This window comes from Comamonas guangdongensis (genome assembly GCF_041079535.1).
Lineage (GTDB): Bacteria > Pseudomonadota > Gammaproteobacteria > Burkholderiales > Burkholderiaceae_C > Comamonas > Comamonas guangdongensis.
Genome location: NZ_JBFYGN010000001.1, coordinates 59012 through 73853, shown reverse-complemented (window position 1 = coordinate 73853; position 14842 = coordinate 59012). Strand labels below are relative to the sequence as shown.

9 protein-coding genes are annotated in these 14842 nt (G+C 65.4%); 4 read left to right on the top strand and 5 right to left on the bottom strand.

The features are described 5' to 3' along the window. Window positions 1-5 precede the first annotated feature (5 nt). Window positions 6-1010, bottom strand: coding sequence for an RluA family pseudouridine synthase (locus AB6724_RS00270; protein ID WP_369336499.1), 1005 nt, complete (start codon window positions 1008-1010; stop codon window positions 6-8). 601 nt (window positions 1011-1611) lie between these two features. Here AB6724_RS00270 and AB6724_RS00265 point away from each other — a divergent pair. The 4 genes from AB6724_RS00265 (at window position 1612) to queF (ending at window position 7360) form a co-directional block, all read left to right on the top strand. Further along, a complete protein-coding gene (locus tag AB6724_RS00265) occupies window positions 1612-4545 on the top strand; it encodes an Rne/Rng family ribonuclease (protein ID WP_369336498.1) in 2934 nt (977 codons plus the stop codon). A gap of 160 nt (window positions 4546-4705) precedes the next feature. Further along, entirely contained in the window at window positions 4706-5503 is a 798-nt protein-coding gene (yaaA, locus tag AB6724_RS00260) for a peroxide stress protein YaaA (RefSeq protein ID WP_369336497.1), read from the top strand. Between the two features lie 43 nt (window positions 5504-5546). Then, the gene (locus tag AB6724_RS00255) at window positions 5547-6446 is read left to right on the top strand and encodes a 2OG-Fe(II) oxygenase (RefSeq protein WP_369336496.1); all 900 of its coding nucleotides are present in this window, start codon (window positions 5547-5549) and stop codon (window positions 6444-6446) included. A 68-nt stretch (window positions 6447-6514) separates the two neighbouring features. Next, window positions 6515-7360: an NADPH-dependent 7-cyano-7-deazaguanine reductase QueF gene (queF, locus tag AB6724_RS00250; protein WP_369336495.1), complete on the top strand. Its 846-nt coding sequence runs from the start codon at window positions 6515-6517 to the stop codon at window positions 7358-7360. 99 nt (window positions 7361-7459) lie between these two features. On the opposite strand, the gene AB6724_RS00245 is transcribed toward queF, so the two are convergent. From AB6724_RS00245 to AB6724_RS00230, 4 genes are all read right to left on the bottom strand, one after another. Beyond that, entirely contained in the window at window positions 7460-9784 is a 2325-nt protein-coding gene (locus AB6724_RS00245; protein WP_369336494.1) for a hypothetical protein, read from the bottom strand. Window positions 9785-9863: 79 nt separating this feature from the next. Further along, window positions 9864-11420: a methyl-accepting chemotaxis protein gene (locus AB6724_RS00240; RefSeq protein WP_369336493.1), complete on the bottom strand. Its 1557-nt coding sequence runs from the start codon at window positions 11418-11420 to the stop codon at window positions 9864-9866. A 137-nt stretch (window positions 11421-11557) separates the two neighbouring features. Next, a complete protein-coding gene (gene dinB / locus AB6724_RS00235) occupies window positions 11558-12775 on the bottom strand; it encodes a DNA polymerase IV (RefSeq protein ID WP_369336726.1) in 1218 nt (405 codons plus the stop codon). 183 nt (window positions 12776-12958) lie between these two features. Further along, window positions 12959-14485 (bottom strand): amino acid permease, encoded by a 1527-nt coding sequence (locus tag AB6724_RS00230; protein WP_369336492.1) that lies wholly within the window; start codon window positions 14483-14485, stop codon window positions 12959-12961. Window positions 14486-14842 lie beyond the last annotated feature (357 nt).

The window sequence follows — 14842 nt, the reverse complement described above, 5'->3', positions numbered from 1 at the left end:
CCCTGTCAGTCCACAAAGGCCGCCAATTCCGGCGGCAATTCGGCACGCAGCTCCACACGCTCGCCGCTACCCGGATGGTTGAACTGCAGCCGCCAGGCGTGCAGAAACATGCGCTTGAGCCCTTGCTTCTGCACACGGCGGTTGAGATCAAAGTCCCCGTATTTGTCGTCGCCCACGATCGGATGGCCTTGGGAGGACAGGTGCACGCGGATCTGGTGGGTGCGCCCGGTCTTGATGGTCACCTCGAGCAGGCTCATGGCGGGCAGGCCCAGCATGGGGCGCGGCTCGATGAGCTTTCGGACCTTGACCAGCGTGATGGAGCGCATGCCGTCGGGATCATCCGCTGTGGTCACGCGCACGCGGCGCTCGCCGTCGGCCTGCAGGTATTTGTGCAGCGGCGCATCAATGACCTTCTTGCTGGCCGGCCAGGTACCCTGCACCAGAGCCAGATAGGTCTTGCCCGTCTCGCGCTCGCGGAACTGGTCCTGCAGATTCACCAGCGCCGAACGCTTCTTGGCCACCAGCAGGATGCCCGAGGTCTCACGGTCCAGCCGGTGCACCAGCTCCAGAAACCTTGCCTCGGGCCGCGCCTGGCGCAGTTGCTCGATCACGCCGAAGCTCACGCCCGAGCCGCCATGCACGGCCACGCCCGCAGGCTTGGACAGCGCGACCAGGTACTCGTCATCGAGCAATGCGGGAAAGTCCTTAGCCGGAGCCGGTCTCTCGGCTTTCTCGGCCACTTTTTCGGAAATCCGCACGGGCGGCAAGCGCACCATATCGCCTTGCTGCACGCGCGTCTCGGCGCTCACGCGGCCTTTGTTGATGCGCACCTCGCCACTGCGGATGATGCGGTAGACATGGGTTTTGGGCACGCCCTTGAGATGGCGCAAAAGAAAGTTGTCCAGACGCTGTCCGGCGGAGTCTTCATCGACCTCGATCAGCCGTACCGAGGCCGCGGCTGTATTTTGGGAGCGGTCCTGTGCCGGTTTGCCCTCTATAATGTGTTTCACCTGTGCCGAGCTAGTTGTAAGTGGTTGATTCGCATGGAGTTTAGTCCAAACAGCCATTTCCCACCGCACAGGCAGGTCGATGCCCGCCGGTTTTGCACGCATAAATTGCAGTAATAGATGGACTGCAGCAGTCCGTGAAAGGCTGGCAAAGGCTGACGCATTGAAACACTGATACGGAATCCCGAACCAGCAGTTGCCCCAGGCCAAAGCAGCCTGCAACTGCTGGTCAATCACAACGAGCATGTGGATCTTTTGGACATGGATGATCAACCTCTGGGGCAAGGCAAGACCTGCGGCCGGGGTGAACCGTGTCCAAAAGCGACCACCCACCTCCCTAGCACGCGCCGCAGCCTCTTTTGTACCTCGCCTGCATGCGCGTCCTCTCCCGCTCGCCCCCCGGCCTGTACCTCCGCTGCTGACTTGATCCCAAGATCAGTAGCGCAGCCCTGTACCGCCCACGATTCCTGTTTCGTTTCAACGCGTCCGTCTGGCATCTCGGCTCCTATTGAGCCTGTCTTTGATTACCGGTCAAAGGCGCGTTGGTCTGACGGCATGTGCCCATGACCGGCGCGCCCTATAAAACGAATAGAGGAAACGCATCATGAAACGGATGCTGATTAACGCCACGCAGTCCGAAGAACGCCGCTTGGCCATCGTGGACGGCCAAAAGCTGCTGGACTACGAAATCGAAATCGAGGGACGCGAACAGCGCAAGGGCAATATCTACAAGGCGGTCGTGACCCGCGTCGAGCCCTCGCTCGAAGCCTGCTTCGTCGATTACGGCGAGGACCGCCACGGCTTCCTGCCGTTCAAGGAAATCTCCAAGCAGTATTTCGCCGAAGGCGTATCGCCCAGCCAGGCCCGCATCAACGACGTGATCCGCGAAGGCCAGGAACTGATCGTCCAGGTCGAGAAGGAAGAGCGCGGCAACAAGGGCGCGGCCCTGACCACCTTCATCTCCCTGGCCGGCCGCTATGTGGTGCTGATGCCCAACAACCCGCGTGGCGGTGGCGTCTCGCGCCGCATCGAGGGCGAGGACCGTGCCGAGCTCAAGGAGGCCATGGACCAGCTCGAGTACCCCAAGGGCATGTCCATCATCGCGCGCACCGCCGGCATCGGCCGCACCGCGCCCGAGCTGCAGTGGGACCTCAACTACCTGCTCAAGCTCTGGAACGCCATCGACGGCGCCGCCAAAGCCTCCAAGGGTGCTTTCCTGATCTATCAGGAATCCAGCCTGGTGATCCGCGCCATCCGCGACTACTTCAACAACGACATCGGCGACATCCTCATCGACACCGATGACATCTACGAGCAGGCCCAGCAGTTCATGGCGCATGTCATGCCCGAGCATGCGGCCCGTGTGAAGCGCTATCGCGACGATGCGCCGCTGTTCAGCCGCTTCCAGATCGAGCACCAGATCGAGTCGGCCTACTCGCGCACCGTGACCCTGCCCTCGGGCGGCGCCATCGTGATCGACCACACCGAAGCCCTGGTCTCCGTGGACGTGAACTCGGCCCGCGCCATCAAGGGCGGCGACATCGAGGAGACCGCGACCCGCACCAACCTCGAAGCCGCCGACGAAGTGGCGCGCCAGATGCGTCTGCGCGACCTCGGCGGCCTGATCGTGATCGACTTCATCGACATGGAAGAGTCGAAGAACCGCCGCGAAGTGGAAAACCGCCTGCGCGACGCGCTGCGCCAGGACCGCGCCCGCGTGCAGTTCGGCACCATCAGCAAGTTCGGCCTCATGGAGATGAGCCGCCAGCGCCTCAAGCCCGCCCTCTCCGAAGGCGCGCACATCAACTGCCCGCGCTGCGGCGGCTCCGGCCATATCCGCGACACCGAATCCTCGGCGCTGCAAATCCTGCGCATCATCCAGGAAGAGTCCATGAAGGACAACACGGCCGCCGTGCACTGCCAGGTGCCCGTGGAAGTAGCCTCCTTCCTGCTCAACGAGAAGCGCAGCGAAATCACCAAGATCGAGCTCAAGCAGCGCGTCAACGTGATCATGGTGCCCAACAAGTCCATGGACACGCCGCACTACAAGCTCGAACGCCTCAAGCACGATGACGCGCGCCTCGAATCCATGGAGGCCAGCTACAAGCTGGCCGACGAGCCCGAGGATGTGGCCACCGTCACGCGCCGCTCGCAGGAGCCCACCAACAAGCAGACTCCGGTGATCAAGGGCGTGCTGCCCGACGCACCCGCACCGGTGGCCGAGCCCCGTCCGCCCCGCACCACCAACCAGCCGCGCCCCCAGACCGGCACGGCAGCGCCGGCACCCGTCGCCGCAGCCCGCCCCGCGGTGCGCGAGCAGGGCTTCTTCGCCTGGCTCAAGAACCTGTTCGGCTTTGGCACGCCGGCCCCTGTGGCAGCCCCTGCCCCCGTGGTGGAGACGCCGGCCCGCGAAGCGCGCGAAGGCAGCCGCGACGGCCGCCGCAGCGAAGGCCGCGCCGAGCGTGGCGAACGCAGCCGTGATGGCCGCCGCAGCGAACGCAGTGGCGGCGAGCGCGCCGAACGCGGTGACCGCAGCCGCCGTAACGCCCCCGGCCGCGATGGCGAGCAGCAGCGCAGCGAGCGTCCGGAGCAACGCCAGGATCGCCCCGAGCGCGGCAGCCGCCGTGGCGGCGAGCGCAACGAGCGCCGCGACGAGCGTCAGCCCCAGGTCGCCGAAGCCGCTCTGAACGCCGGCGAGGAACTCAACGCACAGGCAGCAGCGCCCAAGCCCGAGCGCAATCGCCAGGAACGTGGCGAGCGCGGCGAACGCGGTGAAGGCCGTCGTGAGCGCCAGCCGCGCCACGTCGATGTCCAGCCCGTGACCGACGAAGCCGCCCTGCAGTCCGCGCCGCTCGAAGGCGCGGAAGCCCAGGACGCGCAAGGCGAGCAGGCCGGACGCGAACCGCGCCAGCGCCGTTCGCGTGACCGCTACGGCCGCGATCGCCGCGACCGTGCACCGCGCGATGCGCAGGCCGAAGGCTTGGCCGAACAGGCGGCTGAAGCCCAGCCCGTGGTGGAAGCTCCGGCAGAGGAGTCCGGCGAGCAGCCCGCGCGCCGCAGCTATTTCGATGCTGTAGCCCCGCAAACCGAGGCAGAGGCAGCGCCTGCTGCTACGGAAGTGCAAGCACCTGTGGTGATCGCAGAAGCTGCGCCCGTCCAGGAAAGCGCGGCTCCCGTGGTCCAGGCCGAGCCGGCAGTTGCCGAACCCCAGGCGGCAGCCCCCGCGGCCGAGCCCGTGGCTGCAGAGCCTGTGGCACCGGCCACGCCCAAGGTCCAGGCCTATGAGCTGCCCATCGCTCAGCTGCAGGATCTGGCCGCCGCATCGGGTCTGCAATGGATCAACTCCGACGCCGACAAGATCGCAGCCGTGCAGGCCGCCATTGCCGCCGAGCCCAAGCCCTTGCGCATTCCACGCGAGCGTCCGCCCGTGGTTGTGCTCGACGAAGGTCCGCTGGTGCTGGTCGAGACCCGCAAGGATCTGAGCCTGATGCAGCTGCCGTTCGAGAAGGAAGAGCAGGCTGCCGGCAGCAACGCCTAAGCAGACCGCCATCCGGCATCACAGGGCCAAGGCGCTGTCCACTGCGGTGGGCGGGCCCTGGCCCTTTTTCATCGCCGGGCCGCTCCAGCAAGCCCCCTCGGGGCCGCTGCCACCTTGGCGACCTTTTCATTCACCGCTATCCGATTTCCGAGCACCAGCCATGCTGTTTCTGATCTCTCCGGCCAAGTCGCTGGACTATGAAAGCCCTGTTCCCGCCGATCTGCCGCACACCTTGCCCGTCTTCAAAAAGCAGCCGCTGGAGCTGATCGAGCTGCTGCGCGCGAAGTCGCCGCAGCAGCTCTCCGAGCTCATGAGCATCAGCGACAAGCTGGCCGTGTTGAACGTGGGCCGCTACGAAGCCTTCAGCCCCAGGTTCACGGCCCGGAACTCGCGCCAGGCCGTGCTGGCCTTCAACGGCGACGTCTATGAGGGGCTGGACGCGCATTCGCTCAAGCCCAGGGAGCTGGACTGGGCCCAGGAGCATGTGGTGATCCTCAGCGGCCTCTACGGCGTGCTGCGCCCGCTGGACCTGCTGCAGCCCTATCGCCTGGAGATGGGCACCCGGCTCGAGAACGCCAGCGGCAGCAATCTCTACCAGTTCTGGGGCACGCAGATCGCCGACTATCTCAACGAGCGCGGCACGGAGCAGCAAAAGGCCGAGCCACAAGCCGAACACGTGGTGGTCAACCTGGCCTCGCAGGAATACTTCAAGTCCGTGGACCGCGGGGCGCTGCAGGCGCCCGTGGTCGAATGCGTGTTCGAGGATTTCAAGGGCGGCAAATACAAGATCATCAGCTTCCACGCCAAGCGCGCGCGCGGGCTGATGGTGCGCTGGGCCGTGCAGCACAAGGCCAGAAAAGTCGCGGACCTGCGTCGCTTCGACCTCGAAGGCTATGCCCTGGCCGAAGCCGCCTCCACGCCCGAGAAGCTGGTGTTCCGCCGCCGGCTCGAAGACTGACGACGCATTGAAATTGGCATCGCTGCACACTAGCATTGTCGGCATGAGCACATCCACCCAAGACGAGTTCGCCATCCCACCCGGCTTGACCCCCGAGCTGATGCAATGGGTGCGCACGCAGAGCGCGGCCGGTGTTCCCCTGCCCGCGCTGCTGCAATCCATGCGCACCGCGGGCTGGGCCGAACATCTGGCGCGCCGGGCGCTGGCTCTGCCGGAGGTGGGTGAGCTGCCCTACCCGTTCGCCGCGGCCAAGCCCCAGGCCGGCGTGCAGGTCCAGGCCCACGCGTCCGGCGTGCCCGAGCCGCAGCTGCAGAGCGATCCCTGCAGCGTCGACGCGGGCGACCGCGAGGTCCATGTGCTGCTGAGCATGCGCAACCCGCGCGTGGTGGTGTTCGGCAACCTGCTCTCCGACGAGGAATGCGAGGCCATCATCGCGGCGGCGCGTCCGCGCATGCAGCGCTCGCTGACCGTGGACAACCAGAGCGGCGGCGAGGCCGTCAACGACGACCGCACCAGCAACGGCATGTTTTTTCAGCGCGGCGAAAACGAGGTCATCGCCCGCGTGGAAAAGCGCATCGCCCGCCTGCTCAACTGGCCGCTGGAAAACGGCGAAGGCCTGCAGGTGCTGCATTACCGGCCGGGCGCCGAGTACAAGCCGCATTACGACTATTTCTCGCCCAACGAGCCCGGCACGCCGACGATTCTCAAACGCGGCGGCCAGCGCGTAGGCACCCTGGTCATGTACCTGAACGAGCCCGCGCGCGGCGGCGCCACCATTTTTCCCGATGTGGCCCTGCAGGTCGTGCCGCGCCGCGGCAATGCCGTGTTCTTCAGCTACAGCCAGCCCGACCCGGCCACACGCACGCTGCACGGCGGCACTCCCGTGCTCGAAGGCGAAAAGTGGATTGCCACCAAATGGCTACGGGAACGCGAATTCAAGTAAAAAGCGGCCCAAGCCCCTCTTCATCAGGTGCCAGCAGCCTGGCCGCCCGCACCTCACTGCTTCAAGTCATGCATACACCCGAACAATCGCAGCTGGGCAAAAGCTCGGCCTATGTGGACCAGTACGATGCGTCCCTGCTCTTTCCCCTGCCGCGCAAAGTCAAGCGCGAGGAAATCGGCGCAGGCAGCAATCCCCCGTTCTTCGGCGCCGACCTGTGGACGGCCTTCGAGCTGTCCTGGCTCAATCCGCGCGGCAAGCCTCAGGTGGCATTGGCGCACTTCACGATTCCCTGCGAAACGCCCAATCTGATCGAGAGCAAGTCCTTCAAGCTGTATCTGAACAGCTTCAACAACACCCGCTTTGCGGATGCCGGCGAGGTGCTGGCCCGCCTGCGCACCGACCTCTCGGAAGCGGCCTGGCGCGGCAGCGCGAGCCAGGGCAGCGTGGGCGTGCGGCTGCTGGAAGTGGACAAGTTCGATGCCGAGCAGGTGCATGAGCTGGACGGCCTGCTGCTGGATCGCCTGGATGTGGAATGCACCCGCTACACGCCCGCTCCCGAGCTGCTGCGCGCCCACCACGACGAAGCTCCGGTCAATGAAACCCTGGTCAGCCATCTGCTCAAGAGCAACTGCCTGGTCACCGGCCAACCCGACTGGGGCAGCGTGCAGATCCAGTACAGCGGCGCGCAGATCGAGCAGGAAGGCCTGCTGCAGTATCTGGTGAGTTTCCGCAACCACAACGAATTCCACGAGCAGTGCGTGGAACGCATCTTCATGGACATCTGGACCCGCTGCCGGCCCATCAAGCTCGCGGTCTACGCGCGCTACACGCGCCGCGGCGGCCTGGATATCAATCCCTTCCGCACCAGCCACCCGGGCGCCCTGCCCGCCAATGTGCGCACGGCCCGCCAGTAACGGCAAATACCGGCGTCAACCAACTCAGGGGCAGCAAGGGCCGCCCCGTAGCAAAGCTGCCACCCCTCGCCAGGGAAAGCCGCAAAGCGGCTCAGGGGGTCAAGTCCGCCACGGGCAATCGTCCTGGCCCAGCAAGGTCTCCGCATAGCGCAGGTCCTGCTTGCGCAGCCACAGGCCGTTCATGCCCTGGCGCAGCTGCTCCACGGCAGCGCGCTGCCAGGCTTGCTGAACAATCAGCTGGCGCGGCTTGCTCTCAGCGGCCGGCGTGCCGCCATCCACGCCATCGGCGTCCGGCGCGGGCTGATCCAGCCAGTGCAGGCCCTGCGCATCCCAGGCCTGCAGCACAGGCATGCGCGCCCTGAGCTCCAGCGTGCGGACTTCCTTTTCCACGGGGTTGAGCCAGTGCAGATGCCACAGGCCCAACTCGCCATAGCGGCTTTGCTGCAGCTCCAGCATGGCCCAGCCCTCGCCCGAAGGATGGGGGCAGGCGCAGGGACCTACGCCGCAGAACGCAGTGCCGCTGCGCGTCATGGCCACGCCGTCGATGCGCGGCGAGTTCTGCTGCCAGTAATTGTTGACGCCCTCGTGCACCCCGCCCCACCACCACAAGGTGTCGCCGCGGACCTCGTCGCGCCAGACATAGTCGCCATCGGCACAGGGATGCTGGATCTGCCGCACGGAACGCCAGCGCGGCAGCAGCTGCCAGCGGCCCTGGACATCGGGAGCCAGTTCGCGCTCGCTGTACAGCGGCCTCCAGTCCGGCCGCGCCAGATGGCTGGCCGAGACGGATTGCAAAGGCCAGCGCCAGGAAGCCGTGGCCGGATCCCAGTCCTTGTCGGCCAGGCTGGCCGTCAGCGCCATCACACGCACGCGCGCGGCCATGCCGCCGCGCGGCGCGGGCACGGCCGACAGCCGCACCACGGGCCAGGGCAGGTCCACCGCCTGCAGGCGCTCGCCATCCCAGACCTGCAGGCCACCGCTGCCGCCGCGGATAGGCGCGCGCCCATGGGGCATGAGCAGCGCCCAGCGGCCCTGCACCAGCAGATGCTCCAGAGCCCAGGTGCCGGGCAGATGCCGCTCGCCCCATTGCAGGTTGTAGGCCGCGGTTTCGCCAATCTCTTCTCTCGCGGGCTTGGCCAGGGTCCAGATCAGGCGCTGTCCCTTGAAAGAATCGCTTTGCGCACGCCACAGCGCGGGCTGGACCGGATCGCGCAGCCAGTCGAACGCCACGCGCAGCGAGGGCTTGACCAGGGGCAGTCCATCGGCCTGGTGACCCGCACAGACCTCCACCTCGCTCATGGCGCAGCTGAGGCTGGTGCCGTCATGCAGGCGCTCGGTCTGCGGCGTATCCAGCTCCACCCTCTGCAGCACCAGCTCGTCGGACCAGCTCAGCTGCGGCCCCTGAGTCGATGCCTCTTCGTGTGGCGAGAACAGGCCCAGCGCCCAGGGTTTACGGTCTTCGGGCATCAGCTCGGGCCACTGCTGCCAGCCGCGCTCCATGCTCCAGACCGCCAAGCGCAAGCTGGCCTGGCTGCTGTCTTCCTGGCTGGAGCTGGCATAGAGCGCAAAGGCCTGGGCATCGGCGCGCCAGACCAGGCCATGGTTGTCGTCCACCAGCCAGGGCTGCGGCGCCTCGCCCAGCATCAGCTGCCAATGCGGGTTGCACAGCGGATCCATGGGATAGCGCAGCTTGCGCAGCGATGCGGGCCAGTGCCGCCTCAGGCCCAGTGCGGGCACCGGCGTGGGCTGTGCGGGCTGGGGCAGGACCGGCATGGGCCTGGCGGCCTCGGCCGGAATGCTGTCGTGGGGAATCCAGAGATCACAGACCTGAACCAGGGGCTGGGCCGGCTGGCTCAGGTTCTCGCCCAGCCAGGCCTCAAAGCTGGCATCGGACATGATCACATGCGCGTCGTCGGCGATGCCGCTTTCGTTGATGGTCTCGCCGCTCCAGCGCGGCATGCGCCAGTGCAGCGCGTCCAGGATCTCCCCTTCCACGGCATTGATGCTCCAGCTGCGCCGGGATTTGCGGTCCACCAGATGCGCGGTTTCGCTCTGATAAAAGCCCGTGCGCAGCCAACGCCCGTCGAAGGAGGTATGCATGTCCCGTTCCCACACATGGGGCAGATAGACACCGTCCGCACAGAGCACATCGCCATACACCGGGCCGCCCATGCCGCGCTCGCCCTGGGCGCGGAAATTCACATCCTTGCCGCCTTCATCGGCCTTCTCGGCGGCCGGTTCGGCATTCGAGGACATTTTTCTGTATGCGGGAAGCAGGGGAGCCAGCGGCTCTGCGGGCGTCTCGGTCTCTGGCGGCGTCTGCACGCCCGCAGCTCTGAAGCCATCGCGCAGGCGCGACAGCAGCCAGACCAACAGGCACAAGGCCAGCACCGCGATGGCCATCAGGGTCAGCACAACATTCATGCAGCAATCCTAACCAAAGCTGAGGCAAAAAAAAGGCAGCTGTACACGCCAGCTGCCCAGGGTTCACGTCATCGATCCATCATAGATGGAATACATCCACCGAACGCTCCAGCGTCTTGGCACTCAGGCGCAGCGAATCGGCAGCGCCCGTGGACTGCTCCACCAGGGCCGCATTCTGCTGGGTCACGGAATCCAGCTGGGCCACGGCCTCGTTGACCTGCGAGATGCCTATGGACTGCTCGCGCGTGGCGATGCTGATCTGGTGCACCAGGGCGCTGACCTTGTCCACGGCCTCGACCATGCCGTCAATGGTCTGGCCCGCGGCACGCATGCGTGCATTGCCGTCGTTGATGCCGTCGACCGTGCGGTTGATGAGCACACCGATCTCCTTGGCAGCCTCGGCGCTGCGCTGGGCCAGCGCCCGCACCTCGCCCGCCACGACGGCAAAGCCGCGGCCCTGCTCGCCCGCACGCGCTGCCTCCACGGCCGCATTGAGCGCCAGCAGATTGGTCTGGAAGGCAATGCTTTCGATCACGCCGATGATTTCGCTCATGCGCGTGGACGAGCCACGGATATGTTCCATGGCCGAGCCCACTTCGCTGATGGCGGTGCCGCTGCGGCTGGCCACGGCACGGCTTTCATCGCTGGCGCCCGCCATGAACTGGGCGGTATCTGCGGTCTGCGCGACCGTGCCCGAGATTTCCTCCATGGAGGCCGCGGTCAGCTGCAGGCTGCCGGCCTGCGCTTCCGTGCGCCCCGCGAGGTCGAAGCTGCTCTGCGCGATCTCGTGCGCCGTCTCGGCAAAACCGCGCACCTCGGTGCGCACATCGCCCACCACCGCGCGCAGATTGATCTGGATCTGCTGCAGCCTGAGCATCAAAGCTCCCATGGCACCGTTGTAGCTCTGGCTGCAGTCGGTGCTCAGATTGCAGGCCGCCACATCGGCCGCAAAGCGGCTGGCCTCCTCCAGTCCGGCCACGCAGCGGCGATAGAAGCGCCAGAGCACGAAAGCACCGCCAAGCACTAGGCTGGCCCCGCGCCAGCCCCAGGCCGCGGCGCCCTGCCAGCCCAGCATATCGGGCAGCATGGCGATCAGCGCCAGCACCGCCAGCAGCCAGGCCATGCGCGCCACCAAGCCCACGTCCCGGCGGCTGTCCCATAGGCCCAGCAGGCCCAGCCGGCGCACCTCTCCGGCACGCAGGCGAAAGCTGAGCCCGCCTTTTTCCTCCTCGCTGCGCATGCGTGCATACAGCGCTTCGGCGCCCGCAATTTCCTGCGCGGTCGGCTTGGTACGCACCGACAGATAGCCGCTGGGCTTGCCGCCTTCCATGATGGGCGTGACATTGGCCCGCACCCAGTAATGGTCGCCGTTCTTGCGGCGGTTCTTGACCAGGGCCGTCCAGGGGTAGCCGTGGGCAATGGTGCGCCACATGTCCTTGAAGGCGGCGGCCGGCATGTCGGGGTGGCGGATCAGATTGTGGGGCTGACCGATCAGCTCCTCGTACGCATAGCCGCTGACCCGCACGAACGCGGGATTGCAATGGGTGATCTCGCCCTTGGTGTTGGTGCTGGAGACCAGCAGCTCATCGCCCGGAAAGTCGTAGTTGTGTTGGGATACCGGTAGATTCAGGCGCATGCCTTCCACTCCTCCTATGTGCCTGTATTTTTATAGTTCGAGACTGGAAACCCGCGCGATCAGCAACCGCTGACATCAAAGATACACAATCTCACACTTGGCATCATCGCACAGCATGCATGCCCATATACAGCGGCTCAGAACAGAGAAGCGGTATAGGGATCCGAATCCTTGACCAGGGTCAAGATATTCGATCGCAGCAGCGCTTCCCGCGCTGCCGGATTCCGGGCACTGGCCTCCCAGTCCGCCGCGCGGATCAGGCCCGAAACCTTGACCCCCAGCAGCCTGATGCGCTTGGCCAGCGGCACGCGCTTGAGGCATTGGCCTGCGGCCAATCGGATGGCGGCCGCATCCTGCACCGGCAGATTCAAGGTCTGGTCCCGTGTGGCGATCTTGAAATCGTCATAGCGCAGCTTGATGCCCACGGTGCGTCCCACATAACCCTTGCGCTGCAGATCCTCGGCCAGACGCGCGCACAGGTCCGTGAAGATGGCACCCAGCTCGGCCTTGTCGCGCACGGCATGCAGATCACGCTCGAAGGTGGTCTCGCGGCTCATGGACACCGGCTCGCTCTCTGTCACCACGGCGCGCTCGTCCCGCCCCCAGGCCGATTCATGCAGCCAGTGGCCGTAGGACTTGCCGAACCAGTGCAGCAGCTGCGGCAGGCTTTGCGCGGCCAGTTGGCCTATGGTTTCTATGCCCAGGCTTTTGAGCTTGGCGTCGGCCTTGGGGCCTATGCCGTTGACCTTGCGGCAGGCCAGCGGCCAGATCTGCGTCTGCAGATCCTCGGGCTGGACGATGGAGATGCCGTTGGGTTTGTTGAACTCGCTGGCCATCTTGGCCAGCAGCTTGTTGGGTGCGACGCCCACCGAGCAGGTCAGTCCCGTGGCGTCGAAGATGGATTTCTGGATCAGCCGGGCCAGCACGCGGCCGCCTTCGCGCTGGCCGCCGGGCACGTCGGTGAAGTCGATGTAGACCTCGTCCACGCCGCGGTTCTCCATGACCGGCGCAATGGACAGGATCACTTCCTTGAAGACCTTGGAAAAGCGCCGGTACTCGCCAAAGTCCACGGGCAGAAGAATCGCCTGCGGGCACAGCCTGGCGGCCTTCATCATGCCCATGGCCGAGCCCACGCCAAACTGCCGGGCCGCATAGGTGGCCGTGGTGATCACGCCCCGCCCCGTGTAATCGCGCAGCAGCGGAAAGTCCGCGACCGGGATCTCGGACAGCGGCCGCCCCGCATGGCGTGCCAGCAGCTCCTCGTCAAAGCTGCGCCGCCCGCCGCCGATCACCACCGGCAGCCCCTTGAGCTGCGGGTAGCGCAGCAGCTCCACGGAGGCGTAGAACGCATCCATGTCCAGATGCGCTATGCGCCTGGGCCTGGACTCGGGGCTGGGGGAAAGATCGCTCACAGTGCCGATTTTGCCTGCGCTGGCAAGAACCGGCCTTGATGCCTAAAACAAGCACACATGCGCCGAGAAACAGCCAGCACGCCCCCCGGCAATGCTGTTGTCCCCCGGGGGAGGACCAAAAGCGCCTCAGGAGGAAACCTTGCCCTGCTTGATGTCTTCGAGCTCGTCAAAGCGCATATCGGCATAGCTGACCCAGGTCTTGCGCTTGACCAGCCAGTAGCCCAGCCAGAACAGCAGGAACAGCGGAATGCCCAGATAGGTCGAAACCACGCCGCCCCAATCGATGCGCTCTTCCAGGAAGGCCTGATAGTTCTGGCCCAGCGTCACCACCAGACACAGCACAAAGGCAAAAATGGGTCCGAAGGGGAAGGCGCCGGCCTTGTAAGGCAGCAGGCCCACATCATGGCCATGCATGACATAGCCACGACGGAAGCGGTAGTGGCTGACGGCAATGCCCAGCCAGACGATGAACTCCGTCATGCCGGCCAGATTCAACAGCCAGATATAGACGGCCTGCGGGCTGTAGAGCGAGGAAAGCAGGCACAGGCTGGCGACCAGCGTGCTGCCGATCAAGGCCACCAGCGGCACGCCGTTCTGGGTCAGACGGGAGAAGATGCGCGGTGCATTGCCCTCGGTCGCCATGTTGTAGAGCATGCGCGTGGCCGCATACATGCCAGAGTTGCCGGCCGACAGCACCGAGGTCAGGATCACCGCATTCATCACCGTGGCCGCCGAGAGCAGGCCCGCATGCTGGAACACCAGCGTGAACGGGCTCACGGCAATATCGGCCACATCGGTGCGCAGCAGCTGCGGGTCGGTATAGGGAATCAGAAAGCCGATGACGACAATGGCCAGCACATAGAACAGCAGAATGCGCCAGAACACCTGGCGAATGGCACGCGGCACGTTCTCGCGCGGATTCTCGGATTCGCCCGCCGCCACGCCCACCAGCTCCGTGCCCTGGAAGGAATAGGCCACGATCATGGCCACGCCCACAAAGGTCGCGAAATTGCCGACGAAGGGCGCATCGCCCGTGGTCCAGTTCTCGAAACCGGGGACATGGCCGTTGCTGATGATGCGGAACAGAATCAGCACGCCGGTGATCAGAAAGGCCACTACGGCCAGCACCTTGATCAGCGCGAACCAGTACTCGGCCTCGGCAAAGCCGCGCGCGGAAAACGCGTTCAGCCCCACCATCAGCAGCAGGAACAGGCCGCTCCAGAGGATGCCGGGCACATTGGGGAACCAGTAGGCCATGACCAGTTGCGAGGCCACCAGGTCCACGGCCACCACCACGGCCCAGCTGAACCAGAAGTTCCAGCCCAGCGCAAAGCCGAAGCCGCGATCCACATAGCGCGAGGCATAGGTAGAGAAAGAGCCGGCCACCGGCATGAAGGCGGCCAGCTCGCCCAGGCTGGTCATGATGTAGTAGACCATGATGCCGATGAGCAGATAGGTGAGCACGGCGCCGCCCGGGCCGATCTGGGCAATGGCCGAGCCGGAGGCCACAAACAGGCCCGTGCCGATGGCGCCGCCGATGGCGATCATGCTCAGGTGGCGCTGCTTGAGCACGCGGTGCAGATGCGGCTCGGACGCTGGCGCGCTGTCGCTGCAGCCGTCTGCGGTCTGCTGGCTGGAGGGAGATGGAGACATGGGTCTTGTGATCTGGGTTTGCGCCCATCAGGCAAAGTCACCAGACCATCTCTTGCGCATTGCAGGCCGCAACGCAAAAAAGCGATCACATTGATCGCTGCAACGAGGACAAAGGAATCAAGCCAACAGACAGAAGATTGGGCGCACAGTCCTGCAACCACCTGCACCAGCAGCCACCCCGGCCGGGTGCTTCAACAGCCAAGCGGTGCGGCCGCTGAGCCAATTGACGAGCAAAACCGTCATTTTGCCCAAATCCTTCAATGACTATGGCACGCACCATCAATGCAATGACGGATTCTGGGGCTGCTCAGCTCCACTTGACAGATGGTATCGCTATTAAATTGAGGGCATCCTGCG

Coding starts and splice junctions, on each gene's coding strand:
- queF (WP_369336495.1), top strand. CDS start 6,515: ATGCATACACCCGAACAATCGCAGCTGGGCAAAAGCTCGGCCTATGTG.
- dinB (WP_369336726.1), bottom strand. CDS start 12,775: ATGGATGCGTTCTACGCCTCCGTGGAGCTGCTGCGCTACCCGCAGCTC.
- AB6724_RS00255 (WP_369336496.1), top strand. CDS start 5,547: ATGAGCACATCCACCCAAGACGAGTTCGCCATCCCACCCGGCTTGACC.
- AB6724_RS00230 (WP_369336492.1), bottom strand. CDS start 14,485: ATGTCTCCATCTCCCTCCAGCCAGCAGACCGCAGACGGCTGCAGCGAC.
- AB6724_RS00240 (WP_369336493.1), bottom strand. CDS start 11,420: ATGCGCCTGAATCTACCGGTATCCCAACACAACTACGACTTTCCGGGC.
- yaaA (WP_369336497.1), top strand. CDS start 4,706: ATGCTGTTTCTGATCTCTCCGGCCAAGTCGCTGGACTATGAAAGCCCT.
- AB6724_RS00245 (WP_369336494.1), bottom strand. CDS start 9,784: ATGAATGTTGTGCTGACCCTGATGGCCATCGCGGTGCTGGCCTTGTGC.
- AB6724_RS00265 (WP_369336498.1), top strand. CDS start 1,612: ATGAAACGGATGCTGATTAACGCCACGCAGTCCGAAGAACGCCGCTTG.